The organism is Lentzea albidocapillata, assembly GCF_000719115.1.
GTDB classification, from domain to species: Bacteria; Actinomycetota; Actinomycetes; order Mycobacteriales; family Pseudonocardiaceae; genus Lentzea; species Lentzea albidocapillata.
This window is the reverse complement of the sequence record NZ_JOEA01000021.1, coordinates 21,225-47,706: the sequence shown is the minus strand read 5'-3', so window position 1 is coordinate 47,706 and position 26,482 is coordinate 21,225. Positions and strand designations below refer to the sequence as shown.

The following is a 26,482-nucleotide window of genomic DNA, read 5'->3' as shown; positions in this document are numbered from 1 at the left end:
ATCGATCAGAGTCATAGTCATGGCGGTACTCCGTTTCGTGTACAAAAAGTGGTCGACAGACAGTGATTCAGGCCAGTTGTGGGCTGGTACCGAAACGCGCAACCCTCACCGTTGTGAGATCTCCGCAAAGGGGACACATCCTGTATCCGGGCAATACGGCACTGCTCACGTGGCGCGGGTTGCGCGTCTCGATACATTCCATAAATCTTTTGATCTCTGTTGAAATAGGCCGTTACGTCTAGTGCGCAATGCAGGGAACCATGCCCGTAAGGGTTTAGCGTGCTATTGGCAGGCGAGAGCGATGCTCTCCGACCAGAGAAAACCCAATGTCGGCAACCGCCTAATACAACCCCGAACGCCCAGGCACTGCGACGTTTGTCGGTGCTAGACCACCATTGACTTATCTTGGGGACACACCTATGGCAGGCGTGCCATTTATGCGCGCTACTCCGCTCTATAGCAAGAGCTTTAAGTAGTGAAGCTGCAAGCGCAGTTGCTACGCATTCCAGACTAGAAATGCGCGTTTGGCTACGCGTCGTTCTTCACGCTGCTCTGCACGGATTCGCTGCTGTCCGCGCGGCCCAAGCCGCTGCCCGCGCTATGCGGGACTTATTGTTGTTGCCATCAGGAAAGACACCGTGGAGATCGACTCGCAGGGCGCCGTGCCCTGGTCCACGTCGCCTCCTCGGTAACTGTCCTGCTGACATGTCTATTAGACATCTGAGTAGGACACTCCGCAAGAGGGACACCCCTTGTCGTGACCTTGCCGTGACCTGATCTTGGATCTGTGCAGCTCAACCGACATGCGCGTACGAGGGCTACGCCTTGTCCACCTGCGGGCCCAGCGACGCGACCACCGACCGGCACGACGGAGCCCAGCGACGCGACCACCGACCGGCACGACGGAGCCCAGCGACGCGACCACCGACCAGCAGCTCGTTCGATCCAAGAGTCTTTCGGATTTCAGTTGGCAGAATCGCCTAGCTCTGGACTTGCGCGGAATTCGATAGGATCGAATCTCGGTCGACACAATTCATCCGTGAAACCGCAAAATGAGGGCGGTTGAGGAACATTGAAATCGCACTTGTCAATACGCTCACGCAATCGAAATCAGATTGAAACTCGACGGCATTTCGGGCACATTTGATCATGGATAGGCAGAGGCCGAAGCGTGAGCGAGCCGAATGAGCGAGGGAGGCGCGCGAGCAAGGCTCGACAGGGCGGAAAGTGGGGTACGCGGAAGATGGTGACCATCGCAGCCAAGGCGACCACGGAGTCAAGAGGAACGGCAGGCGACCACCCACCCAAGTCGACTGTTCATATGCCTGCCGGCGACCGAGTCGGGCGTTGCATCGGTAGGGGTATCAGACCTGTTGAGCAGGCAATTCTCCAGCTCAATGGGCTACCGATCTAACAGGTAGGTAGATCGGACCGTGTATCGGTAGCTCGACACGACGCTCCGTGAGGCGCACAAGGCGCGCTGTTGATCTACTAGCCCGCAGCGGTCACGGGATCCGTCACCTGGCTGACACGTGAGTGACTGATGCAAATTCTGTGGCATTGAGTGCGGTCCGCTGAAATATAGCGGGCTCCATACCCACCGCTCTAGGCTCGACCACGATCGACCCGTAAACGGGCAACGAGCGAAGGATTCAAAGCCAGGCTTTGGTTCGGACGTTGCAGCGAGTGGACGTGGGCAGGCCCGTTGGGCAGGATCACGAAAAGACATTACCGCGGTCGGCCACCAATTGCTTACTTTGGCGACGGAACTGCCGTCCAGACCTCGGCGCCGCATCAACTGAGTGGAGGGATACCTCGCCTCGATCGAGCGCACGCAAAGCGCGCAGAGACATGGTGAGCAGCCGAGGCCGAGCGACGACGACGGTTCGTCGGCCGAGGGGCCGCCGTCTGCCGATCCCTCGCGCGGAGATCAGCTGGCCGCGGCGTTGCCGCGAGAGGCCGGCCGTCGAGTATTGCTCCGGCGTTGGAGGAACTCAGCGAGGTTGAGGGTGTCGCTACCTGGGCACTGGCCAATGTCCTCAAGGGTGGTGGTCAGCAGTGCGAGGGTGCGCGGGATGGCGGCGTGCTGACCGAGCCGGGCCTGGATCCGGATGATGTCGCGGTAGATGCTCTCGTTGTAGCGATCGAGCTTGCGAGTGCGCTCGAGCAATGCGAGTGCGGTTTCCGGCTCGCTGTCGCTCAAGGCGCGGATCAAGGCGCCGAGGGCGTCAAGTACGTCGCGGCGGACGGATTCCCGGAAGGGCTCGACCCAGGACGCTGTCAGGTCTTCGGCGAGGTCGCCTAGGTAGAGCTCGACTGCCTTGGTTAGTCGAGCCTTGGCTTCGCGGCCGGCAGGTCGGGGAGCCTGAAGGGCATCCTGGAGTTGCCAGAGGTCGACCGCGACCAGCTCGGCATTGAGTTGGTAACGGCCATCGTCGTTTACGACGACATCGGTCAACGCGCCGTCGGTGGCGCTGCCCAGGGCGCGACGTAGGAGCGAGAGTGTGTTGTGGAAGCTGTTGTACGGCCGTGGCGGCTTGCTGTCGGGCCATACGGCGTCGTTGAGAGCTTCGCGCCGCACGCCCTCAGGGTGCAGGGCGAGGTAGAGAAGCACTTCGCGCTGCTTGGGGGTGAGCGCGCTGTCGAGCTCGCGCTCGCCGTAGTCATGCAGGACGAGCTGGACACGACCCAGGACACGAACAGCGAGCGGCAGCCGCGGTGATGCCAGCTCGTCGTTGACGGTTTGGTGATGTTCGTCGGCCCGTGATGACGAGGCCCTTGCAGTCCCCGCATCCTGGTCTTCGGTGCCCAGGTCGAATTCGCATCCGATCGGCGCGGCTGTCGGTGCCTGATCGAGAGGGTCAGGCGCAGCCTGGAGGTCGTCCTGCTCTGATGCTGACATTGTGGTGTTGTGGACGGCGTCCGGGCGATGGATCTCGTCTTTCACCATCCCGCGATCGTGGCTCGCCACCCGAGGATCGGGGCCTTCAGCGTCGCGGAGGACTCGGAGCAAGTCGTTCGCGTCGGTGGCTGGCAGGGTGAAGAGCCGTGTGTCGGCAAGGGCGGTGCCGAGGCCGGGACTGGTCGCGCTGACGGTGCCGTCATGGCGAGTCCGGACGGTCGCACCTGGCCTCCACTGGCCGAGCAGGATGCCGGCCAAACCGAGGGCGGAGCCGTTGTCCAGGACCGCCTGCAGGCGGCGCTCAGCGTGCGGGGCAGGGTTGGCGAGTAGCACGAGCGAGCCGAAGGTGGTCAGCGAGGCGGCCTCGTCGATGACGTGGCGGGTCCGGGTGAGCAGAGCAGTTTCCATCTCTTCGAGGGCGGCGTCGAGGGAGTCGACCACCAGAACAGTGGATGGAAGCTTCTCGACGCTTGTGCCATCGAAGACGAGCAGCAGATCACTGGTCGGAACGATCACGCAGTGAGCGCTGGTTGGTTGTCCAGGTGCGGTGAGCAGGTGCAGCAGCAGCGCGCGGGCAGCGGCCATCGCGCCAGGCCCGGTCAGGCCAAGTCCGTGGGCGCTGGCGAGGTTGAGTGCGAGCTCGCGTCCGCCGCGCACGCCGGCCCGTGCCGAAACTGGTGCCGGTTCATCGACGGGTTCGACGCCTCCGGCAGCGGTGATGTGGATGCGTGGCGGAACGGGCGCGAGGTCGACGACCTCCATGTCGTCAATCGGTCCTGAGGCGTGCCCCTCGCCGTCGGGTTGATGTGCGGCGTGTAGGGCGCGCACCACGGGCGCGATGGTGCGCTCCAGGTCGGCGCGGTCGCCACTGCCGATGCGGTAGCGGCGTCGGCGCCACAGACGGGCAGCCGTGACAGCTGCGGTGATCGCCGCAGCCAGGCCGAGACTGACGAAGGCGCCAGTAGTCAAGTTCAGCCCTGGTTCCGCTTGGCCAGCACCGTGTTCGTCTGCCCGATCAGCCTCGCCCGGTGTCGGTGGGGACTGCGTTGAACGTGGCGTACTCGTCGGCGGTGCCGGCTGCTCGGTTGGAACCTGCGGCTGGTGTTCGTCCGGTTGATGTACGTCGGGCGGTGCTGGGATGTAGGCGGTGATCTTCCAGCCGGGGCGTACGAGGTTGGGGTTGGCCAGTGCACGGCCGTCCGACTGCTCGACACCGCGGTTGAGTTGGAACAGCTCGGGCCAGCGGGGGCCGTCTCCGGGGCCGTAGATGCGTTCAGCGACGCGCCACAGGCTGTCGTAGATCCCACACCGCGGGAGCCGGACTTCCTCACTGGCCTGAACCATGCCTGGCGGTGCCGGTGCTGCTCGGTCGATCACCAGGGTCGTCTGCGCCGTCATGGCCGCCGCTGTCTCGGCGGAGGTGGCAGTCACGCCTGGAGTCAGCGGTGCAGTGACAGCGACCGGCGCGAGCCCATTCGTCAGGGTGACCACCGCTGGCGCCGTCGCGGTGTAGGGGGTGCGGTTGCCGAGCAGAGTGAGCACGATGCTGCCGATCAACGCGGCGGCAACCCCGTGCAGCGGACCCGGCGGACGGACTTGTGGCCAGGTGACGCCTCGCGCGGCGTCGATTGCACAGCGGAGGACGTCGAGTGTGAAGAAGAACCAGACGATCCAGCACAGCACCGCGAGGCAATTGAGGAGGAGCTGGGGGCTCATCGAGTTGAGCAGTGTCGCCTGGATTTCGTCCCAGGTCGGCATGTGGTCGGGCAACGGCCAGCCCACGACGTGCGCGAGAACCCACGGAAGGCCGATGACGAGAGCCGCGAGGACGAGAGCCGCAAGGATTCCGCGGATGATCCGGACGACAGACTGCCACGCCGCAGCCGGTGTCCAGCCAGCCCGGCGGCCAGTGTTGTGGTGCCGAGTCGGCTTCCGACGAGTGGCGTGTGCGGTCACGACGTGCTCGATTCCTCGGTAGGAAAGGGTTCTATCGCTCGCCGATCACTTCCGTGTGGGTACGTTCAAAGCTGTGCGCCACAAGGAGCGGAGGCGTCTGTCATGCCACCTCTGCGGGGACACGCGCGGAGGCTTGCAGGGCGTCGGCCTGCCTTGGCGCGCGCTCTGTCGACGTGGGCAGTTGGCTCGTCGGCGGAGTGTCCGTCGTGGTAACGCCCTGGCGCGCATCGCTCTTCGCGGTGGATGTGCCGGTGGTCGCCCGCTTGCGCTTCGGACGAGTCGCCTTCCGGCTGTTGAGCCACTGCGTGAGATCCGCGGCCGAAACGTCAGTGAACCGTGCCAGCTCGTCGATCTCGATGACATCGCTGGACTCGGCGATTACGTCGCCGAGTTCTCGGTCGATGCCAGCCAACTGCTCGGCGACGGCGGCCCGTCGCTTGGCGAGGTCGCCGACCCTCGCAGCTGTTGCAGACCGCTTGGCGCCGCGGGCGGCATCAGCTTCCTCGACGCGACGCTGGATCTCCTCTGTAGTAGGCATTGTGGCCTCCTTCTGCGTTGATGCTTGCGCTTGGTTCGAGCAGCGAGCCGGGTTATGGGAGAACTCCGGATATACCGCGTTGCGGTTGTGCTTGCCCGGCTCCGGTGACCGTGATCGATCCGATGCCAGCGAGTCCGAGAAGTCGGGTTCGCTCGTTGATGGTGACGGTGACGTTGATCGTGTTGCCATTGACCGACACAGTGCCGCTGTGCCCAGCGGCGGCGAGATAGTTGCGGGCAGCTGCGCTGGCCTGTTGCGGTGCCAATCGCAGACTTCCGTCCGCGCGGTAGGCGGCCAAGTCGATCTCTTGAGCCCCTGCCCGTGCGGCCTCCTGGGCCTCACCGATCGCTCGAACCTTTGCTGCCAAAGCAAGTCCGCCGTCGAGTACGAGGCCGGCGAACAAGAGTGCCGCGACGGCGATGATGACGACGAAAGCTGTCACCCTGCCGTGCTCGTCTTCGCGCAGCCGGTCCATTCCATTGCGCACCAACATGACTGGCTTCATCAGACGTCTCCAGTGCGGTTGAGTGACGACGTACCGCGCCAGACATCGACTGGGGAGGAGAAGCGGGAGTGGAAGGTCCTGGTGCCCGGCACGCCCAGCGCTGTGAGGTCACTGAGGCCGACGCTGCAGGACACGGTGACGGTAACCGTGGATCCAGGCTTGAAGCCATTCACGTCAGTGAACACCGACAGCGCCTGACAGCTGATCCCTGCGGAGGCCAGCGCTGCGTTGGCAGTGGCTTCGGCGTTGGCGACTGCTTGCGATGATGTTCGAGCAAGGGTTGCGGCACGAGCCGCTTGGTGCGCGACATCGTTGATCCGCAGTTTGGTCTCAGCCAGTCGACCGCAGAGCACGACGAGCAACAACAGCAGGATCAGCAGTGGCGCCACGAGAGTGAGCTCAACTGCGGCGGAGCCTCGCACGTCCCGCCGAAGCACTACGAACCTGGTATGTGTTACACGGGCGAACGCTGATTGGTAAACGAGTTCGGTCATGGTGCTGACACCTCGTCACCGGTCGGTGGAGTGAATTTCTCCACGGGACCAACAGCTTCGGCTTGCACCGAGAAGGTGGTGAGCGGGATCAAGGCGATCACCGTTCCAGTCACTGTCACGGACGCTCGGGCCGGTCCACGTTGGATCTCCATCGATGTCTCCCTCAAGGGACCGCTCCCCAGTTGGGAAAGAATCTGCTGTCCCTTGGTGTACCCAGCTGCAGTGCTACCGCCTGAGACGCGCGTCATGGACAGAGCTTGTGCGGCAGCGGCTTGGGCAATATGCGTGGCGTGCATGTAGAGCGCGAACTGTGCGCCAAGCAGGAGCATCAGGAGCAGCAGCGGCATGGCGATGACGAGTTCTACCGTGCCGGTCCCACACTGATCGGCCCGCAGTCGATGTAAGCCGCGTCGCGCGTAGATCCAGGCTGAACGCACGCGCGGCGTCCTTTGGTCGATTCGGCGGTTTCCGTGAGGCATGGTGGTCACCGACCTAAAGGTTGATGCTGTTGGCTTTCTGGATGGCCTTCACCGCCAGGACGGCGACGGCGGCGAGAGCAAGTGAGACCAGCAGTGCGGTCACTACAACGGCTTCGGTCGAGTAGCCTCGGTCGTCGTTCCGTAGCCGCTCCAGTTCGACGCGGATGTGCGCGACTAGGATTTGAACCTCTGTAAACATCTTCTTCTCCCTAGAAAGTCCTATCTCGACAGATCACCGCGTCAAAGCCCTCCCAGCACGCTTGCCAGTGCTGGGAATCCAATGAAGATCAAGAAGGCCCCGAAAAGGACCACTACGGGCAGGCTCATCCGCTCGGTAGCGGCTTGGCCTTCTCCTTCAGCGTCAGTGAGTTCACGCGTGCGGAGCGCGGCCGCCTTGGCTGTGAGGCTTAAGCGCACGCGAGCTCCTTCGGTCCCGGCGAGGCTCACCGACGCAGCCAGCTCCGACAGCTGGTGCACATCGAGTTCAGTGCCGAGCTGACCGAGCACGGACCAAGGCGTAGTTCGGGTCAGCTTGGCCGTGATCAGCGCGCGGCGAAGCTGCTGGAATGCCCATCCCTTACCGATGCCGACCGCATCGGACAACGCACCGTCGACTCCCGCGCCACCGGCCAGCAGGACTCGGATCAGGTTGAGGTAGGCCGAAAGTGCGTGGCGGAAGGTGGAGCGGCGTCGCTCGGCTTCCTGCCGAACGCTGAGGTCTGGAAACAGGAATCCGCCAAGGGCGAGAACGAGGCTCGCGATGGCCGGCATCTCCCAATCGAGCCCTACGTCAGCCACGGTGAAGATCAGGTAGACCAGAGTCGGCAGCAGCAGCCCCGTCAGCGCCAACACAGCCTTCTCGGCGAGATGGTGCTCAATGCCCTTTCCGGTGACCGCTAGGTCGTTGCGCAGCTTGCGGTTGGGCAATCCGAGCATGCCCAACGGCTTGACGAACGGGCGGCCAACGCGCAGAGCCCATCCGGCGGAGTCCGCGGTAAGGATCGGTGGCGGCGCGGGCATCGTGTGCAACCGGTCGACCAGCGCTCGCAGCGGCGGCCGCGGCGGGAAGGCATAGATCGCCAACGCCCACAATCCGACACCAAGCCCAGCTCCCCACAGCAACGTGCTGATCATGACGGCGCCCCCTTGCCGATGAGCAGGTCGTCGACGTCCACCTCGGTGTCGTGCTGTCGGATCGCTCCCAGCTCGGTCAGGAACCTCTCGGATCCGCGCAGGCGCGCAATCCTTGCCAGCCAAGCGAAAGCGGTAGCGAACAGCGCGCCTACGAGCAGCAACATGATTTGCCCGAACGCGGAGTCGTACGGCGCGAGATAGCCACGGTTGAGCAGCACCAAGCCGACGGCGAAGGACAGCGTGGTGATCACGATGACGCGCACACTGGTTCGAGTGCGGGCGCGGCCGGCTTCGACGCGCATCCGCATCGACGCTTGTTCGCGTGCCTCGCTCGCGAGTTCACCAAGCAGATCGGCCAGCTGGCGGGCCTGATGCTCTGCGGCGAGAACGAGCGCGGAGATCACCAGGTCGGCCGTTGGATCGTGCAGCTGGTCGGCGAGATGGCGCAGGGAGGGTGCGAGGCGTTCGCCGCGCTCCAGCCGGACGGCGAGCTCGGTGATCTCGTCGCGGATGGCCACGGGACAGGCTGGGGCGGTGGCGAGGATGGCCTGTTCCAGACCTGCAGCGGCCACAAGGGTGTCGCGCAGCATCTCGGTCCACCCGGCGATCGCCTCGATGCGTTCGAGGTGGTGCTTGTGGTCGATGTCCGAGCCGAGGATCCGCGGTAGGCCGACGACTGCGAACGCGGTCAGGACAGCACCGATCACCCACCCGGTGACCGCGCCGACAGCCAGGCTGGCGAGGACAGCCACGACCAGCCAGCCGACTTGCTTGCGGTCGGGGCGCGCAGCGAGCCAGACGCTCAGCCGCGACGAGGTAGCCGGGCCCACAGCGCGGCCACTCAGCCCTGCCACGATGAGCAAGACACCTGCGGCTGCGCCGGCGCCGAGCAAGCCAAACAGGGCAGCGGTCGCGGTCACGGTGTCCACCACCCGTCGCGCCGCTCGAACAAGTCTGGGTCGTAGCCGAGCTCGATGAGCACGTCGAGGGTGGCGGTGCGCAGTGGAGCACCTGGCACTGCGCGCAGATCTGGGCCTGGTCGCCAGACCTCGTTGCTGATGATCTGTGCGCCGTCGGCTCCGACGACTTCGCGAACGGAGGAGACGACGCGTTTGCTCGAGTCGTCGCGCGGCTTCTCGAGGTGCACCACGAAGTGCAGTGCGGCGGCCACCAGCAGGTTGGTCGCCTCCATCGGCAGCCGTTCAGGTCCTTGCACCGCGTAGGCGGCGAGCTTGGTGAAGGCGCCCTGGCTTGAGCTGCTGTGCAGGGTGCCCATGCTGCCGTCGTTGCCCATGGACATCGCGTTGGTCAGCGGGATGACCTCAGGGCCGCGGACCTCGCCGACGATGACCCGGTCCGGCGACATCCGCAGGGACTGCCACACCAGGTCGGACAGCGAGATCGCGCCCTGGCCTTCGATGTTCGGCTCACGTGCCTGCAGCGCCACTACGTCGGGATGCGCATCGGCGTCTTCGTCGAGGCCGAGTTCGAAGACGTCCTCGATGGTGATCAATCGCTCCCACGGTGGGATGGCCGATGCGAGGCCGCGTAGCAAGGTGGTCTTGCCGATGGCCGTACCGCCGGTGACCAGGATGTTGCGCTTGGCTCGCACGAGTGCCGCCAGGAAACTCTCCAGGGCGAGGTCGATGGTGCCGTTCCCCCGCAGCTCGGCGAGCGTGACCGTGGTGAACCGGTGACGGCGGATGCTTACCGACGGCCGTGTGGTCACCGCCATGACGGCCGAGACGCGCTCTCCGCCGGGAAGTTGGAAGTTCACGATCGGGCTGCCGCGATCGAAGCGCCGTTCCTCCACGCCGCTGCGGGTGGCCAGGTCGCGGATGAGCTCGATCAGCTCTGTATCGGATCCGACCACCGGTGGCAATCGGCGGCGGCTTCCGTCAGCGCGCTTGATGAAGACTCGGTCGCCGTTGATGTTGATGTTCTCGATGTCGGTGTCGGCCAGCAGAGGTTCCAGTCCAGCCAGACCGAAGACTTCGTCGAGAACCTGATGGATCAGCCGTTGTTCGACGTCGGGCGGCACGAGCATTCCGCCGGTAGCGGAGTTGCGGAGCTCGGCCTGAGCGTGCGCCTCAGCAGCATCGGTCAGGATTGCCTGGGCGAGCTGACGGCGATGCGGACCATCGATCGGTGGCCGGCCGGCGGACTCGTCAGCACGAATGCGTTGAGTGAGCTGGGCGGACAGCTCATGACGCAGGTGCTGGCGCAGTCGTTCGATGGCCGCGGTCTCGTCGACCGACTGGTAGGGAATCTGCGCGGGCCCTGGCATGTGTTGTGTCGCGAGCAGGTTCGGGCCGGCGCCGCTGGCCGATGTGGTCAGGCGCGGGTCGCCGAGCTCGGAGCGGGTCATGGTGCCACCACCCCGTTGCCGGAGCTCGGCGCGAGCGACTGCGGGGCGACACTCAAGGCGACTTCCCCTGGACGTGCCGGCCGCAGGTGCGATGCGTAGGTACCGTTGTGGATCGGCTGTTGTGAGGTCACGTGGACGTTAAGCGCGATCTTGGCGGCGGCACGGCCGAGCGCGGACCTGCTGGGGGCACGGCCGCTAATGCTCTGACCACACAACGCAGCCGCACCCTTGATATCGCGAGGCACACGAGCCATCACGGGGATGCGGAGGGTCTGGGACACCTCTGCGGTTGGGTAGCCGTCTCCAACCAGGACGAAGCACGGGCGGCGCGACCACTGCTGGGCAGTCTGCAACTTGAGTGCGACGTGTGCGAGCTCGTCGTCGTGAGGACGAGCGACGAGCAGCATCACGTCAGCGCTGCGGATGATCGCGAGCACCGGGGAGTCTGGGTCTACCCGGCCGCAGTCGGCGATGACCGTGCTGCCAGGTTGGTCAGCGGCGCGGCGCAGCGGTGACGACGGACCCGACGCCAGGACGCCGAGGGCCGCGCGAGCTTGTTCAGCACCAACAGGTCCGAGCACCACTCGCAGTCCCCCAGGCAGGAGCTGGGTGTGCTGGGCAACCAGGTTGGGCTCGGTACCGCCGCGGCGACGGGTTGCTGCAGCCAGGCTGACCAGACCAGGTGTGTCCCGCAGTCGGAAGCGGGCCATGAGGTCACCGCCGGCTGGGTCGACTTCGACCACGATGGGGCTCTCCTGGCCCGGCCAGCGGGCGCCGAGCGCCGTGGCCAGGGTGGTCACGCCTGGCGCCCCTTTCAGTGAGCAAACGGCGATGAGCATTAGCGGACTCCTCCTGCGATCACGACCAGACTCAGCTGACCTGCTGGGGCAGCAGCCAGGGCGCGTGCGTCCGATTCGGACAGATGCAGGGACACCACGGTGGTCTGTTCTGTCTCGCGCGTCGCGACGCCAGCCACCACTGCGGTCCATGACGATGTCTGCCCGGTTCCCGTTGCCGTTCCGGGTGTCGTGTTCTGCCCCTGCGTGGTCAGCACCGTCACCGTGGTTCCGGGTGACAGGTCAGGTGGAAACTGGCCCGGCTTGAGTCCCACAGCGGCGATGGCCTTGCCAAGTACGGGAATCAGCGGTGCGCCGAGAACGGAACGGCTTAGCAGAGAACCGGCGGGCAGGCTGAATGCCATGGGCTGTCCCACCACTGCGGACGTAGCCGCTGCGGGCACGAGGTCCATGCCGCTATTCCTCGGCATGCCGATTTGCTCGAGGTCCTGCGCAGACAGGATCTGGCCTACGGCAACGGGGCGGGCCAGTGCAAGTACGGTCTCGCGGTCACCCAGCTGCATGCCGGTGAAGACGCCTCCGGCCGCGCACACGAGAACCAGGAGGACACCAAGCAAGAGATACGGCACGCTGCGGCGCCGAGCACCGCCGGTCAGACGCGAGGAAGCCTTGCCATCACGGCCAGCCCACGCGTTCGACGATGCCTTCCGCGTCGCCGTATCTGTGCTGGTCGAAGCTGCGGTTGTTGTCACCGCCTACCTCCTTCAGGCATGACGCCATCGCGGCGCGTCGACTGAGGTGTCAAACGTGCCTTGTTTCCAACCGGGTATTCGTTGCGTGCGCCCGCCGTCGTCAGGCGGGGGCGTCGTTCAGCCGGCCGCGATCCCCTGGCTTTCGGCCACTCGCAGGGCCACTACGGCTGAGGTCGTCATGTTCGGGAACGTCCCGGCCTGTCCTGCACCGGACCACGTCACGGTCCAGTTCACCGTTGCGGTGACAGAAAATGCGTCGGCAGGTTGCCCTGCCGAAGACTTCCGGTAGGTGTAACCACAGTCGGGCGACGTGCTCTTCGGATCGCGATCTGCGGTGTAGGGAGTGCCTGAGGCGCTGCAGGTGGTCGAGCCGCCATCCCCCATGGACCAGGTCACCGAGACGGGCTTGGCCACAGCGGTCACGGACACGCCCGGCACAGACGCAGTGGCCGAGACCGGCGTCCATCCGCCTGAGAGCCACAACCACGTCGGGAGGTTCACCAATTGGGTTCCGCCCGGACTTGCCGAGATAGTGGGCCGCGGCATCTGCAACCGCTTCCGGGCGATCTGTGCGACCTGCTCAGGTGAGAGTGTCGCGGGACGCTGTGCGCCAGCAGGAATCCAGACCGGACCGTGCGAGTCAGGATCTTTGCCATCCGGCGAGCAAAGCACCATGAACCAAGCACCAGACTCCTTCTGCTGACCCTCCGGCGGCTGACCGTCGACTGGTACATAGCGGCAGCCGAAACCTTCGTCGCCAGAGGCATCGTTGCCGCTGGTGTTGTTGTGCCCGTGGCTCGTTGAGTGGTCGGGGCGAGTACCTGCCGAGACTTCGCATACCGGAGATGGCGACTGGTTGCAGTTCGTGCCGCCCCAGATGTCGTCGGCGAGTGCCGTCACTGTTCCCGTGCACAGTCCTATCGTTGCTAGCACTGCCACTGTTGTAGTTCGTCGCATCACTTACACGTCCCCAGGTCATGGACGCCGAAGTCGGTAACCTTCCACTTCCCGTCCGCTTGTTTCTCCACGATGGCGTTGATGAGCCGCCTGCCACCTGGCACGTCGTTGGCAAGCTGACCGTTGTCCTTGCGGTACTTGAGCGCGTTTGTCGAATCGCCGCAGTCGGTGATCGTCACTTTCAGAGGATCACTCGCTGGGTCCACAGCGGACACTTGAGGACTGAGGGTTGGACTTCCCTTGGTGACCAGACCCTTGTCCTGATCCGCGCGCAAGCTGCGCGTCAGCTTGTCCAGTGCGATTCCTGTTGCGTGCTGCCCCAACGCGGGAGACTGCCAATCAGACGTCTTCCCCGCCGTGGCGAAGGCAGACCACATCTCCCGATAGGCCGATACCGCGTGATCTCGAGCGACGACAGCAGGAATTCCCGTTGATGACGACGGTGGCCGAGGCACCGAACCATCGTTTGCACGGTCGGCGGCGCGTTGATCGCATGCCGTCAGTGCGCTCACCACGCCTCCCAGAATGAGAAGGCTTACAGCCCTTTTCATCGTGGCCTCCAAACGGGATACGTGAGAGGTGGTGTCGAGGTGGCCCTCGAGAGGGCGCGGGGCCACCTCGACCGGCACACCAGGCGTGACGCTGATGTCCGGGCGGAGGTAGTCGGCGAGGGCAACCTCCACGGTCGACATGAAGATCGTGGTCGCGCGGTGCAGCACCCGCAGTGCTTCGTACGCGGTGACGGGGTTGTCGCCTTTGAGCAGCAGACACATCACGCCACCTCCATCACGCGTGAAGAATCGTGTAAATGGACCCCACGATCAGCGCAGGCCCAAGAGCAGTGCGGTCGCGGGACTCGATGCGCCTCGAAGCGAGCAGAGCCAGGTTCGAGATCGCCGCGAGAACGAGGCCTGCCGTGAGTCCGAATAGGACGTACGGCCATCCGAACCATCCGAGGAAAGCCGCACACGTCGCTGCGAGTGTGACATCGCCGAACCCAAGGTCCGCACGAAGCCGAAGGTAGATCACAAACCACACCACGAACACCACCACCGCGGCCGCACCTGCACGAGCAAGCGGTCCCACACTGCGCTCCGCGACTCCAAGGAGGCTGAACTGGACAAGTCCGCCAGCAAGCAGTACCGCGACGACGCGGTGTGGCAACTGGTGGCAACTCCAATCGATCAACGCAAGCAGGAAGCCGAGGATCACCAGCCAGGCTACGACCGCCACTGCCGCGGGAGGCACCACCCGAATCACGTAGATCAACGTGGCGCTGAGAAATGCTCCCGCCGAGAGAAGCGGCACCCAGCCGATCATCGCAACGAGATCCCACGACAGCGGTTTGTCGCGTGCTATCGACTGGCTGAGGATCAAGGCCGTAGGCCCTGCGACTGCTCCGAGCAAGCCACAGAACAGGAAGATCGACATGCTGCCTTCCGGCGATGTCAACGTCCACACGGGACACCTCCTCCTGCTTCTGGGATCTGAGACTTGGAGCTGTCTCCAAGGTCTACACCGTGACCCCCTACGTGCTTCAACGTGCGTAAGGCGCTGACTTTGAAGTCAGTATGAGAGTCCAGGAGGAGCGATCACTCGTTCGGGTTAACGCTGAGCTGTTCGGGACAGGACAGCGGCACCACCGTGGTAGCGCCCTACCTAGTTCCTGCCGCCGGCTACGAACTCGGTCGCGAGGACGCGGGCCGTTCGTCGGCGGTCAGAGGAGGTTCGATCCGCGCACGCCGTCGCGGGCCTAGCAAGGTGCCCAAAAGGACGCGAGGAGCCAGCAGACGGCTGGGAGGTCCCGAAAGGGTGTAGACATCCAGTTGCGCGGCAGCGACGGCCGGGCGCGCGGTTGCTGCCGACATCACGCGATCCAGGAACCGTTGTTGCAGGCGGGCCACGGGGCCGGGACGCGGCCCGAGAGTTGTCGGGTAACGCAGGTCCTGGCGGGTGGCCATCTCCCAAGCGAGGTCGGCTTCGTCGGCGATGTCGCGTTGGATGTCATGAGCGCCGTTCCCGATGCCGTGCCGTTGAAGTCCGGCGTCGAGGGCGAGTGCGCCGCGGGCGGCGATCGCCATGCCGTGTCCGTAGATGGGGTTGAAAGTGCAGGCGGCGTCGCCGAGTACGACAAGTCCGTTCGGCCAGTCCGGTAGATCGTGGAAGTGGCGGCGCCGGTTGCCTGGGATGCGGAAGCCGCGAGGTGAGGTGAGTGGTCGGGCCGTGCCGATGAGGTCGGCGATGATGGGGTGGCGCAGGCTTCGGGCGTACGCAGCGAACCCGGTCTCGTCGGTGGGCGGTTGGTGGTCGCGGGTGCCGACGAGGGTGACGATCCATTGACCGTCTTCGATGGGTACCAGCACCCCGGCTTTGACGTAGTCGGTGCGGGCCGGGTCGGACATGATGTTGATTTCAGGGAATTCGTCCCTGGCGGTATCTGGTGCTTGGTACAGGCGGGTGCTGTAGAAGACCTGCGGATCGATGTGCACCTCGGCCGGTGCCGGTACCCCGAGCGCAGCGAGCCACTGCATGACGGCGGAACCATGGCCGGTGGCATCGACGACGAAGTCGGCTTCGATCTCGCTCGTCTGCCCGGTCGGCCTGTCCCGAACGCGCACTCCGGTGACTTGCTTCGGACCCCCGAGCAGACCGACGGCATCGGTGGCTTGGCGAACGTTGATGCAGGGGTCGGAAAGGACGCGGCGGCGGACGATCCAGTCGAGCAGGCTGCGGCTGCAGGCGATAAGAAACTGCATCTCCCCGAAGCGCTCGTACCATCCGCTCGAGACCAACGCGAGCAGGCGGTTGGGCGCGCCGATGTGCTGCGCACCGTGATCAAGCAGTTCTCGGGTAGTGCCAGGCAACAGCTCATCCAACGCGCGGGCGCCACCAGAGACCAGTACGTGGGTGTGGTGGGCTTGTGGTGTGCCACCGCGGTGGACAGGTCCTTCGGGCAGTCGATCGCGCTCGATGATGGTGACCACGTCGGCATGACGGGCCAGCACAGTCGCAGCAAGGGTGCCCGCGAGCCCGCCTCCCAGGACGACTGCGTGCAATGGCTCTCCGGTGGGCATGGGCGAGCGTCCTTCCCGAATGGCTGCCAGGGCTTAGGGATGCGACTGTGCGCGCAGGGACTGAGTTGTCTGGGACGCGGCCAGGACGGCCTCGTCGCTCAGCGGACTGGTGAAGGCACGGGCGATGAGAACGAGTCGTCGACGCTCGCCGGCGAAGGCATGTCCGGCGTCATCGGTGCCGTCAACCTGAGTCTGATTTGGACATTCGGTGCTGCTGCCGCCAGCCGTTCGGCCCAACGCGGTCTTGAGATGGACGGCTTCCTCCAGTGCCGCGGTTTGCACCTCGTCAAGGTCAGCTTGGCGTGCTACCTGTCGAGCAGCTGCCGTCAGATTGGCATCGCGTTGCGAGTAGAGCTGGTGGAGCCAGTCGTTGATCTCGATGACGCGCCAGAACAGTCGCCTTCGAAGGCTGAACCGATCGGCCAGCGAACCGGGCGTGTGCACCATCTCCGGCTCGACGCTCCGCAGGGCCCGCCACAGGTCGGCGAGCGCACGGTAGTCGCGAAGGTCGGCACTGAGGTGTGTGACGCGACCCCATACCGACGATAGGCCGGGGCCCCAGGCGGCGATGCTGTTGCCGACTATCACCAAAGGCACACCAAGGACGGAGAGCGCCGGCGCGATCTCGCTGCTCCAGGAGTCCAACTCGGCACCGAACCAGCTGCCGATCACCGCGGCCAAGCTGATGACGCCATAGGCGACCGGGAACAGGATGCCCACTGCCGTCAGGCGCAGTCCTCGACGCAACCAAGGTCGGTCGGTGGTTTCAGGATGATGGGACCACTGCCAGCACAGGCGGACGACGTTGGCCACGCCTACTGCATAGGACAGGAAGTACAGAACCAGCAGTTCTGCCAGGTAGGGCTCGCGTGCATAGGCGGCAGCGAAGTCGAGGTGACGCTCGGCAGGACGGTCGCCGAGGAAGAAGAGCACGATGATCGCGCCCGCAACGCTCGTGTAGGTCAGCACCAACCACCGCGAGGTCCGCCACGCTGCCGCCGGTGGATGCAGCCAGTAGACGAGCATGGTTTGTACCGAACACACAAACCCCAGGGCAAAGCAGAACCCCAGCAAGATCGAGAGGCTGTGGACACCGGTCACTCGGTCGAGGTTTACACCGATCGCTGGTGCGGCCAGCAGCACTGCGGGAACGGCAAACAGGCAGGAAACACAGACGGGCCGGATAGCCGGTTTGCGATCGGCCGGAGCGTGGCGCAGCGCTTGGTACTTGTACAAGCCCAACGCTGCGATGCCCAGCGCTGCCACCAAGAAGAGCCCGTCAACCATGGCGACCTCGCGGGGAGTAACCGAGTGTGTACCAAGCCCTGGTGGCCAGGTCGTCGCGGCCAGGTTCGAATGGAGGGGTGTCCTGCCGCTGGGCCCAGTCGATCAGTCCTTGCGTCAGTGCGCCGGCGACCTGGTCAGCCTCACGTTCCTCGGCACGTGAAAGCGTGGTGCGCCCGGCGAGGATGCGAAGCATGTCCGGAGACAAATCGGGATAGAACAACGCACGAGCTTCCTCCGCGGTCAGCTGCATGGGTCGGTGATCGCAGAGCATGTGCGCTATCTCGTGCAACAGAATCAGCAGCCGGTGCACCCAGCTGCGCGCGGTGGTCACGATGACCACGTGAACATCGTCATCGGTGATCGCCCACAGGCCGCTCACACCGGCGCCAAGATCGTCGAACCGCAGTCTGACCTCGCGCTGCAGGCGCTGAGCCATCACCTCACACAGGCGGAGACACACGGTCTCGGTCGTCGCCGAGGGTGCAAGATCCAAATCGCGGATCAACTCGTCGCGCAAACCTCGCAGGTGCCGAGCTTTCATAGCCGCATCACCACCCTCCCCAGCTCTGGCGCGGCGCCACAGCGAGATCGCAGGCATCAGTCGGCCGCTTCATCACGAATCACCTCAGGCTTGCCTTCGCCACGAGCGCCGAACGGGTCAAGAGCGGGCTGCTCCAGCAGCCGTCGTAACTCCTCGGACTCGACCTCTGGCCGCAACGCGCGCACCAGCGCGAGCACCACCTTGGTCCGCACCTCGGCCGAATGGGATGTCGCTGTCGCCCTCAGGATGACTTCGTTGACTCCTAGGCGCTCCATCGTTTGATGGGTCTCCAACTGCTCCTCCACACGGGACGCCAGCTCCTCGTCGAAGAAGTAGGCGGGCTCCGCACCGAAGGCGACAGCGAGGGCGATCACGTGCTTGAGCTTTGGGCTGGGGTTCTTGCCGCTGCGCAGGTCGCGAATGGTGTTCGGTGCGATCGTCCAACCGTCGTCGCCAATGGCCTCCGCCCTCCGGCGCACCGCGGTCGCCACGGCCTCAGGCGTGATCTCGCCCTGGCCAGGCGGATGCACCAGCGAGAACAAGCGGTTGAGCTTGACTGCGAACGGACGGCCAGGCAGGTCTGGCGTTCGATCACGGCGGCCTCCGACGAAGAACGCCGGGTGCACGTCTAACGCCTCAGACAAGGCGAGGACGGTCTGCAATGTGGGCTCGCGGCGTCCTTTGCGCAGATGCGCGATGTAGCTATGGGTGACGCCGATGGTTTGCCCAAGTTCGACGTTGGAGTACGCCCGACCGGTGTCGGCTCGTTGAGTGGAACACAGCTGGCCAAGGACATCGGCGAACGAAGGCCATGTCGCTGCGTCCATACGCCCCACCCCGCCAAGCTTGTACCGGATTGCTGCTCCTTCACCAGATCGGCGCATTCTGGTTGAAGTCTTGCTCTTGTCAGCCTAATGTCACGAGCACTCGCCTTCAACCGCCCTGAAGGGTGACAAACCTGAATCAGCAATCCAGTACAAATCCGGTGGGTGACGCCGGGTAGAACCGTTCGGGGGACCGTCAGGATGACTGCGCCAACTACAGCCATAGCCACATCGTCACGACCGTGTGAAACGCCACCCCGGCAGTGCGCATCGTGCGGGCAGCCGCACGGGAGCTGGGACCGGGACCGACTGACAGGCTTGCTCAATCGGTGGGGCTGGGACGTTCACGCCCCACACGCCCTCGACGAGGCCATACGCCGTGGTCGGCCGGTCACGCTGCTCATCATCGACCTCGACCACTTCAAACCCGTCAACGACGAATTCGGTCACCCGGCTGGTGACGCCGTCCTGCGTGCAACCGCCCAGGTGCTACGAGACGCCGTGCGCGACTCCGACCTGGTGGGGCGCTTCGGTGGCGACGAGTTCGTCGTCCTGGTACCTGGCGCAGACACCGAACATGCCTTCGCCGTAGGGCGACGCATCCATGCAGATATCGCCGCGATCAGCCTCGCCCCCGCCGCTGCCACTGGTATCAATGCGGGCCTCAGCGGATTCAGTGCATCCATCGGCATCACCGTTCACGCACCAGGTGCGGATGATGTCGACGTCGACAAGCTGCTGTTCGAGGCCGATGCTGCCCTTCGGCGCGCCAAGCGCGTAGGACGTAACACGATCCGCATCGCCTCGCCAGCACTCGATACCGAACTCGACGAGTTGCACAGCAAATCCGGATCGTCTCGGCACGACTACGTGCCTCTGCAGCGACCGACGCCGTGCATGACCTGCCGCACAGTCGTTCCAGCTCGAGAACCGACGTACTGGTTCGGCCTGTACAAGCTGCTCCAGCTGCTGAAAGGCGAATGGGTGCCGGCCATCCTCGGCGCACTCGCTGACGGCCCTCAGCACTTCTGCGAGATCTTGGCGACCATTCACAACACCGCGATTGGGCAACCCGACTCGGATCGGTGGTTGCACGACAGCATCCTGACTCGGACCCTGCGCAGCATGGAGGACAAGAAGCTCGTCGTGCGGCACGAGCAACCGGCACGGTTTCCGAAGTCGACTATGTACGAACTGACCCCGTTGGCTGCAACACTGCTGGCGGAACTCGCGCCAGCCGTGCAGTGGGGTTCGACCCGAGATGCCCGCGGACACTCTGCGGATGCGACCAGAACCCGCGGCACCGATGAGCTACCTCTGCGCTCCGCTGTCTAGGACGTCCCGACCTGAACGTGTTGCTGGCCCAGGCCTGCTGCTGGCCGCATGGGCGCGGCAAGATCCATGAGCGCGTCTTGGTGCAGCATCTGCGAACGCCTCCAGGCTCAAACAGGCCAGGAAAGATCGCGACGACCACCTGCGGCGGTTTGCCTCGATGAGTGAGCTGACGTCGGCCGGGTCGATGCGGAATGGAATGCATCGAGGGTTGGCCACTCGCACTCGCATTGGTGCACACGTCCATTCGAAGCGATGAAGGACGCGGCCACAACGATGCCCAAGGAGGTGGCTGAGCCGTGTGAGTCCATCACCCAGGCACTGCTCGAAACTAACGTTGGGCCGTAACACGAGGAGCGGCTCCGGGCGACCTTGTCGCTGGGGTTCGTCCTCCCGTAACGATCGTGATGCGGGTGTCGATCTGCTGAGCATGAACACCGGCAGCTCACATTTCGGCGGCTGGTGGTCCGCGTCCGCGGTGCTGGTCCTGTTGTGGGGACGTTCACGCCGACTCGTCAACCCGAGTCGTGCCTGGGGCTGCAGACCCGCAACGTGGGCGACCATCGTTGAGAAACTCGTGAGCCAGCTGCCGCTGGCTTCACAAGCAGCACTGGAGGCTCGGTGCAGGCACACACCCACACGCCGGCGATCATCTTCGGCCATCACATCCGATATGTGGTACCGCTATTTCAGCGGCCGTATGTCTGGACCGAGGACGACCAGTGGCAGCCGCTGTGGGAAGACATACGCACCCTGACCGAGCGCCTGCTCGACGCTCCACCAACTGCGTATGGTGCGCCGCCTCTGCCTCCGCACTTCCTAGGCGCCATCGTGCTGGACCAGCAAACCACCCCGTCTGGATTCATCGCCACGCGCCACATCATCGACGGACAGCAACGCCTGACCACGCTGCAACTACTGCTCGACGCCGCCCAGTGGGTCGTTGAACAGCACGGCGCTGACATGGATGCCCAGGCACTGAAGACGCTGGTCCTCAACGGTGCCAACCTCGCCGAGCACTCCGACCACGTGTTCAAGGTCTGGCCGACCGATCGCGACCAGGACTCCTTCCGCGCCGTCATGGACAACGCCACCCAGCTGCCACCAAGTCTGGCCACATCAAAGATCGCCCAAGCACACATGTTCTTCGCCGGCCAAATCACCGAGTGGGCCGACGTGACCGGCGACCCAGACAAGGTTGCCCAGCGGCTCAACGCTCTTGTCAGAGCTCTGCGTGATCACCTCAAGATCGTCGTGATCGACCTGGAGCCAGGAGACAACGCGCAGGTCATCTTCGAAACACTCAACCATCGCGGCAGTCCACTGCTAGCGGCCGACCTCATCAAGAACCTGATCTTTCAGCTCGCGCAGGCCGAGGGCGCAGACGTCCCCCACCTCTACAAGACCTACTGGAAACCCCTTGACGGCGACTACTGGCGCCAGCCCGTCGCCCAAGGCCGCCGCTACAGGCCCAGGATTGATCTGTTCCTCAACCACTGGCTCACGATGAAGCTGCTGCGTGAGGTCGCGGGCGACCGCGTCTTCGCCGACTTCCGCGACCACGTGTTCACCCACCATCCAGCCATCGCCGACCTGCTCGCCGAACTCGCGGCCGACGCGCAGGTGTACCAGCAGATGGAGAACCTCGCGCCGGACAGCATCGAAGGCGTGTTCCACTACCGGGTCATCCGCGCGCTCGACTCCGCTGTGGTCAGCCCTTTCCTGTTGTGGATTCTGCGCTGGCCCGCGGACGCCATGTCGGCTCAGCAGCGCACCAAGGCGATCACGGCGCTGGAGAGCTGGATGGTCCGGCGTGCCCTGACCAGAGCCACCGCCAAGGACCTCAACCGCATGATCCTCGATCTGCTGCGGGCATTGGACAACGACGGGCCAGCACGAGCCGGTGACACCGTCGAAACAGTCCTCGCCACACAACACGCGGAATCCCGGCACTGGCCCGACGACCACGCCCTGCACCGCGTGCTCGACACCCAACCGATCTACAAGATTCTGACCAGGCCCCGCATGCGCATGCTGCTAGAGGCACTAGAGGACTCGCTTCGCGGACCGCTCGGCGAAGGCCAGACATGCCCACGAAACCTGACCGTCGAACACGTCATGCCCCAAGCATGGCGCGAACACTGGGGTGCCGACATCGACGGCGACCACAACGCCGGAGCACAGCGTGATCAGCTCGTGCACTCACTGGGGAACCTCACCCTCGTCAACGGCAAGCTCAACCCCACCCTGTCGAACCGGCCATGGACCGACGAGGACACCGCGGCGCGAGGACTGGCCAGCGGAGGCAAACGCGACTATCTGCTCCGACACAGCCAGCTGAAACTCAACGCCACCCTCGTCGCACAACACCACGCCACCTGGACAGAGCAAGATATCCTCGATCGCGCCAGCGAGCTCGTCGGCCGCATCGCTACGATCTGGTCCCGGCCTGTAGAGGCGGTTCGACCACAGGCGTCGTCAATAAGCGCTATCGCTGACTTCGTTGCCCATATCGGCGATGATGAGCTGAATGGTGCAGTAGCTGGGGCACATACCGGCAAGTATCGAGCGCTGTGGCGTTGGCTGAGACAGCAGCCGAGCGAGGACGTCTCACTCAGTTTCGCTCAGGTCGAGCAGATCCTCGACGGGCCCTTGCCTCCATCGGCACGCAACCACCTCCCGCACTGGTACGGCTACGACGGCACCGCCCTCGGACGAGCCATCCGCGACGCCGGCTGGAAGGCCACACACGTCAACCTGATCGACGAACGCGTCACGTTCGTACACATCGCCAGTCAGGACAACTAGAGGTTCAAGCACTGGGTCGACGCGCCAGCCGCCGCGTCGTGGTGAACATGAGAGGTGTTCGCTCCACGCTGTCCAATCTGGACAGTTGTTACGGTCTGCACGCCGTACAGCCGATATGGCCCCTACTACGGAGGACACCTGTGAACAACGAGTTGATTCCAGACCGCGAGAGTCTGATCAAGGTTCTCGAACTCATCGCCCGAACCCCAGACGGTCAGCCGTTCGTCATGGATGAGGAGGTCAAGATGGCGGAGCCAGCCGTGTTGGTAGGCATGGTCGATGCTGCGGTCGACGACATCGCGCAGCGGCTCTCTGTCAACGTCGGTACCGGCAAGAGCCAGCGTCGGCCAGTGGTCCTGGGAAATCAAGCGTTTGTCTCTCGCTCGGACAAGCGTGAAGGCGCCCTTATGCACTTCTACCAGCGTAGGTTGCAACGCCTTGCTGCCGACATAAAGACCTCGCTCACCCTGCCGAGGTAGATCGCCGGACAGAATCCTGTTGCAGCTCGCGAACACGGCAGTCCGCGACCTCACCGACGATGTCGAACCTGCCTCCGTCCAACCAGGAGCGACGGGATCGGGCGGGTGCCACGGCTCCTCTGCCCATATCTGCAACCTTGCCAGGTCGCTGAACTATCTGGGAGACCCGCTGTGACCGAAGTACCGCCCATCTCCGTCAACGATGACGACCGCGAAGCTGTCGACAAGGAGCGCGCCGAGCTGCGGGAGTTTGTCACAGGGCTGAGCGCGGACGACATCAAGTCGGGTGGCTGGTTCACGAGACTCTGCGGCCAGGCACTACGGTCATACACCGAGAAAGCCACGTGGGAGTACTTTCAGCAGAAGTACGAGGGCGTGCCCGCGGACGGTATCGCCGGGCAGCAGATCAAGCTGGCGGCAAAGTACGCCATGATCGCAGGCGGGATCAGTTCCAGCCTCTATGCCGGGACGGTCGCCGCCACCATCGGGACGTTAGGTGGGGCCAGTCCCGCCACCGTGCCGGCAGGCGTCATCACCTTCATGGTTGACCTGACGTACATCAGCCAGCTGCAGATGCGCCTGGCCTACGACGTCGCGGTGATCTACCGGATTCCCCTGGACTTGGACGACCCCGAGGACATGATGAAACTCGTCCGGGTGGCATTCGGCATCAAGGCGGGAGAAGCCGCTCGCAGCAGTCTCAAGTTCGTACCTGGCGTGGTCCGGCAGGTCCTCAAGAAGTACTACTCCGGCCCGGTGCTTGCCGCCGCGAGAAGTCTTCCGTTCGTCGGACGACATCTCCTGCAACGCAACGTCATCAAATTCGCCATTCCCGGCGTCGGGATCCCTCTCACCATCCTGATGAACCGCTACACGACCTTGGCGGCGGGACGCCATGCCAAGTCCGTGTTTCGTGACGACGCAGAGGTGATCGAACTCGCTGACACTCTGATCCGACGTACGCAGCATCCGCAGCTGATGCTGTGGATCGCGTGGCTGGTGATCAACTCAGACGGCAAGATCACTGATGCCGAGCGCCTGCTGTTCCGCCAGCTGACGAGGCTTGCCCGGGAACGGCATCAGGTCGACGACGAGCAACTCGCCAATGTCGTCAACATCGACGCGGACGAGGTATGGCACCGCGTCGACGCCGAGCCTGGGGATCTCAGTGACGTTGTCCACGCCGCCGAACGGGTCGGCACCGTCGACGGAGATCTCAATACGCAAGAGAAGGTAGTCATCGCCGAGGTGCGGGATCGCTGCCAGCGGCGCTAGATCTGGGCGCAGAGATCTCACCAAGGCTGCGGTTGCTTAGCGTGCGCGCCGTCGAGGAGGCGTCCGCGCACAACATCGTGACGCGAGCGCGCTCCGCCGGCGTGAACTGCTCGGTGCTGGCTTGGACGTCGCCAGCATCGGCGCCTCCTCCGTGCGTTCGTAGAACGAGGCGGGTTTGGTCCCGAATCTGCTTCCTGGGAAGCAAATTGCCGTCCGCTGAAGCCTCTCCGATAGGCCAGAACTTGCCGTCATGCGGTCCGCCTCGGAGCAGGAAGTACAAGCTCTCGTTCATGGCGCGAGCGTGACACCGCGACGACGAGTCAGCCACAGCAGATAACGCCCAGAGGACTTGGCGCGATGGCAGGAGGACAAGCAACGGGGCTCACGAGTCCCCTGGTGAGGAGATCGCATGTTCAAGTCGACAGCCCAAGCCGGGATCTCCTTTGCTGTGATCGCGCTGGCCGCTGCCGCGTGTTCCAACGGCGGACCTTCGCCGGTTGCGGCGTCTTCTACGGCACCTCCGACACCAATGATGACCATCACGATCGGGGCAGCAACCTCATTCGTGGGTGTTCAGGTCCGATACACGTGCATCCAGAGCGACAAGATTGCCACTTGCGGTCCCGAGAGCGTCAGCGGTGTGTGGACCAAGAAGCTTACCGTTCCGGTTGGAACGGTCGTAAGGGTTCAGGCTTCTGGAAACGATGCGTATCTCCCACCTAGTTGCTGGATCGCGGATGAGACAGACCACTTGGTCATCAACAAGAGCGACACCGGCGCATGCCAAGCTGAGATCAAGTAGCGCAGCCGGGTGGTCCGCAGGCCCTTCACGCCACCCGAGGATGGGGCGTCGGCCATTTCACGTCAGGCAGGTGACGTCATCTTTCACCGACGTTACGAAAGATCAGCGGCCAGAAGGTTTCGCGTGTGACCAGCCGCTCGAACAGGTGACTTCCGCGGGCAGACCAACGTCACCCAAGGAGGGCACCATCTTCATCTGCGCCGCCTCTTCCAGGTCGCCGACCCGTTCAATCATCCTTTGTTGCCTTCAACAGCAAGTCAACGTGTTCACTACCGTGGCGAGGCGTTCAGCAGCCAGTGGTCGGAGAATCTCGACGCATGCCTGTCCACCACGGCTCAGCGGCGGCTTCGGCGATGAGTTCCAGCGATTCGCCGGGGTCGAGCGCAAGCTGCTGCAGGCTCGTGAACCGCTGAGCACATTGCTCGGTCAGCACCGGGTCCTCGACGTACTCGGCCTTGATGAACGTCTCCAGGTACGCGACGTCGTTGTGTTGGCGGTGTGGGAAGTCGAGCAAGGTGAAGGGCGAGCCCATCGCCGGGTAGGCCCCAGTACTGTGTGGCAAGACCTGGACGCTCACCGTCGGATGCTCGCTGATCTCCATCAGGTGCAACAGCTGGGCCTTCATCGCTCGTGGCCCGCCGACCACCCGTCTCAGCACGGACTCGGAAAAGACCGCCTCGACTACAAGTGGATCTTTGCCGTTAGGGCGTGTTGCCCACGCCTCGCGCACCGTGGCCAGCCGCGCGCTGCGTACCGGGTCATCGTGGTGCATCACGGCGTTCGTGTACTGGGGAGTTTGAAGGACCGTGGGAACGAGATCGGTCGTGAACGCACGCAGCCTTGACGCCTCGAACACGAGGTTCGCGAAGTCCGCGGCCGGATCAAGGTGCAGCGCGTTATTGAGCGTGCTCGTACGGACTCGTGCCGCGTGCTGCGCGCGAAGCACCACGGCTTGCCATTCCGGAGTGGGCACCTTGTAGACATACCCGAGCGCCATGACGTCCACAGGCGCCGAGGGCTGCACCGCGTTTTCCATCATGGACAGCTTCGCGCTGCTGAAGCCCACACGCTGGCCAGCTTCGCTGAGGCTCAGCTCGCGCTCGTCGCGCCACGCGGCCAGCTGCCGCCCGATAGCACGCTCGAGCGTGGTGGCCCGGAAGTCTTTGGGCATAGGGGAT

The 26,482-nt window shown here is 64.3% G+C and carries 24 protein-coding genes; 5 read left to right on the top strand and 19 right to left on the bottom strand.

From position 1 onward, the window contains the following. Positions 1-1,930: 1,930 nt before the first annotated feature. From IG04_RS0131570 to IG04_RS44395, 18 genes are all read right to left on the bottom strand, one after another. Positions 1,931-4,660 (bottom strand): AfsR/SARP family transcriptional regulator, encoded by a 2,730-nt coding sequence (locus IG04_RS0131570; protein ID WP_144065707.1) that lies wholly within the window; start codon positions 4,658-4,660, stop codon positions 1,931-1,933. Positions 4,661-4,958: 298 nt separating this feature from the next. Further along, positions 4,959-5,396, bottom strand: a complete 438-nt coding sequence (locus IG04_RS43125; protein WP_036016375.1) for a hypothetical protein — start codon at positions 5,394-5,396, stop codon at positions 4,959-4,961. 52 nt (positions 5,397-5,448) lie between these two features. Further along, entirely contained in the window at positions 5,449-5,901 is a 453-nt protein-coding gene (locus tag IG04_RS45695; protein ID WP_245816718.1) for a pilus assembly protein TadG-related protein, read from the bottom strand. After that, positions 5,901-6,395, bottom strand: coding sequence for a TadE/TadG family type IV pilus assembly protein (locus IG04_RS45690; RefSeq protein WP_084402174.1), 495 nt, complete (start codon positions 6,393-6,395; stop codon positions 5,901-5,903). The genes IG04_RS45695 and IG04_RS45690 overlap by 1 nt, the downstream gene beginning before the upstream one ends. Next, positions 6,392-6,832 (bottom strand): TadE/TadG family type IV pilus assembly protein, encoded by a 441-nt coding sequence (locus tag IG04_RS45685; protein ID WP_245816716.1) that lies wholly within the window; start codon positions 6,830-6,832, stop codon positions 6,392-6,394. The genes IG04_RS45690 and IG04_RS45685 overlap by 4 nt, the downstream gene beginning before the upstream one ends. Positions 6,833-6,887: 55 nt before the next feature. Beyond that, entirely contained in the window at positions 6,888-7,073 is a 186-nt protein-coding gene (locus IG04_RS45680; RefSeq protein ID WP_084402173.1) for a hypothetical protein, read from the bottom strand. Between the two features lie 41 nt (positions 7,074-7,114). Continuing rightward, positions 7,115-8,008 (bottom strand): type II secretion system F family protein, encoded by an 894-nt coding sequence (locus IG04_RS0131540; RefSeq protein WP_030480387.1) that lies wholly within the window; start codon positions 8,006-8,008, stop codon positions 7,115-7,117. Then, entirely contained in the window at positions 8,005-8,928 is a 924-nt protein-coding gene (locus IG04_RS0131535; protein WP_144065706.1) for a type II secretion system F family protein, read from the bottom strand. Before IG04_RS0131535 ends, IG04_RS0131540 begins: the two co-directional genes overlap by 4 nt. Next, complete coding sequence (locus tag IG04_RS0131530) at positions 8,925-10,376, bottom strand: TadA family conjugal transfer-associated ATPase (RefSeq protein ID WP_030480385.1); 1,452 nt, start codon at positions 10,374-10,376, stop codon at positions 8,925-8,927. Before IG04_RS0131530 ends, IG04_RS0131535 begins: the two co-directional genes overlap by 4 nt. Then, a complete protein-coding gene (locus IG04_RS0131525; RefSeq protein ID WP_030480384.1) occupies positions 10,373-11,215 on the bottom strand; it encodes a CpaE/TadZ family protein in 843 nt (280 codons plus the stop codon). The genes IG04_RS0131530 and IG04_RS0131525 overlap by 4 nt, the downstream gene beginning before the upstream one ends. After that, positions 11,215-11,925 carry an SAF domain-containing protein gene (locus IG04_RS0131520; protein ID WP_030480383.1) on the bottom strand — a complete coding sequence of 237 codons (711 nt, stop codon included), beginning with the start codon at positions 11,923-11,925 and terminating at the stop codon, positions 11,215-11,217. The genes IG04_RS0131525 and IG04_RS0131520 overlap by 1 nt, the downstream gene beginning before the upstream one ends. A gap of 117 nt (positions 11,926-12,042) precedes the next feature. After that, positions 12,043-12,825 (bottom strand): hypothetical protein, encoded by a 783-nt coding sequence (locus IG04_RS45675; RefSeq protein ID WP_245816715.1) that lies wholly within the window; start codon positions 12,823-12,825, stop codon positions 12,043-12,045. 56 nt (positions 12,826-12,881) lie between these two features. Then, positions 12,882-13,658, bottom strand: coding sequence for a hypothetical protein (locus tag IG04_RS48345; protein ID WP_245816714.1), 777 nt, complete (start codon positions 13,656-13,658; stop codon positions 12,882-12,884). A 10-nt stretch (positions 13,659-13,668) separates the two neighbouring features. Continuing rightward, entirely contained in the window at positions 13,669-14,313 is a 645-nt protein-coding gene (locus IG04_RS44410; RefSeq protein ID WP_144065705.1) for a prepilin peptidase, read from the bottom strand. A gap of 245 nt (positions 14,314-14,558) precedes the next feature. Beyond that, on the bottom strand, positions 14,559-15,956 hold the full coding sequence (locus IG04_RS0131505) for an NAD(P)/FAD-dependent oxidoreductase (RefSeq protein ID WP_030480380.1): 1,398 nt from the start codon (positions 15,954-15,956) through the stop codon (positions 14,559-14,561). Positions 15,957-15,989: 33 nt separating this feature from the next. Next, complete coding sequence (locus tag IG04_RS44405) at positions 15,990-17,243, bottom strand: MAB_1171c family putative transporter (protein WP_051771067.1); 1,254 nt, start codon at positions 17,241-17,243, stop codon at positions 15,990-15,992. Continuing rightward, the gene (locus IG04_RS44400) at positions 17,236-17,784 is read right to left on the bottom strand and encodes a hypothetical protein (protein WP_144065704.1); all 549 of its coding nucleotides are present in this window, start codon (positions 17,782-17,784) and stop codon (positions 17,236-17,238) included. The genes IG04_RS44405 and IG04_RS44400 overlap by 8 nt, the downstream gene beginning before the upstream one ends. Positions 17,785-17,840: 56 nt before the next feature. Next, positions 17,841-18,611 carry a helix-turn-helix domain-containing protein gene (locus IG04_RS44395; RefSeq protein WP_159460523.1) on the bottom strand — a complete coding sequence of 257 codons (771 nt, stop codon included), beginning with the start codon at positions 18,609-18,611 and terminating at the stop codon, positions 17,841-17,843. Positions 18,612-18,809: 198 nt separating this feature from the next. On the opposite strand from IG04_RS44395, the gene IG04_RS45670 reads away from it, so the two are divergent. The 5 genes from IG04_RS45670 (at position 18,810) to IG04_RS46770 (ending at position 25,304) form a co-directional block, all read left to right on the top strand. Next, positions 18,810-19,943: a diguanylate cyclase gene (locus IG04_RS45670; protein WP_084402170.1), complete on the top strand. Its 1,134-nt coding sequence runs from the start codon at positions 18,810-18,812 to the stop codon at positions 19,941-19,943. Between the two features lie 618 nt (positions 19,944-20,561). Further along, a complete protein-coding gene (locus IG04_RS0131475) occupies positions 20,562-22,748 on the top strand; it encodes a DUF262 domain-containing protein (RefSeq protein WP_051771058.1) in 2,187 nt (728 codons plus the stop codon). A 140-nt stretch (positions 22,749-22,888) separates the two neighbouring features. Further along, the gene (locus tag IG04_RS0131470; protein ID WP_030480373.1) at positions 22,889-23,227 is read left to right on the top strand and encodes a hypothetical protein; all 339 of its coding nucleotides are present in this window, start codon (positions 22,889-22,891) and stop codon (positions 23,225-23,227) included. 171 nt (positions 23,228-23,398) lie between these two features. Further along, entirely contained in the window at positions 23,399-24,502 is a 1,104-nt protein-coding gene (locus IG04_RS0131465; protein ID WP_030480372.1) for a tellurite resistance TerB family protein, read from the top strand. Between the two features lie 409 nt (positions 24,503-24,911). Further along, positions 24,912-25,304 carry a hypothetical protein gene (locus IG04_RS46770; protein WP_144065703.1) on the top strand — a complete coding sequence of 131 codons (393 nt, stop codon included), beginning with the start codon at positions 24,912-24,914 and terminating at the stop codon, positions 25,302-25,304. A gap of 286 nt (positions 25,305-25,590) precedes the next feature. Here IG04_RS46770 and IG04_RS44385 read toward each other — a convergent pair whose 3' ends face one another. After that, complete coding sequence (locus tag IG04_RS44385) at positions 25,591-26,475, bottom strand: helix-turn-helix domain-containing protein (protein ID WP_030480371.1); 885 nt, start codon at positions 26,473-26,475, stop codon at positions 25,591-25,593. Positions 26,476-26,482 lie beyond the last annotated feature (7 nt).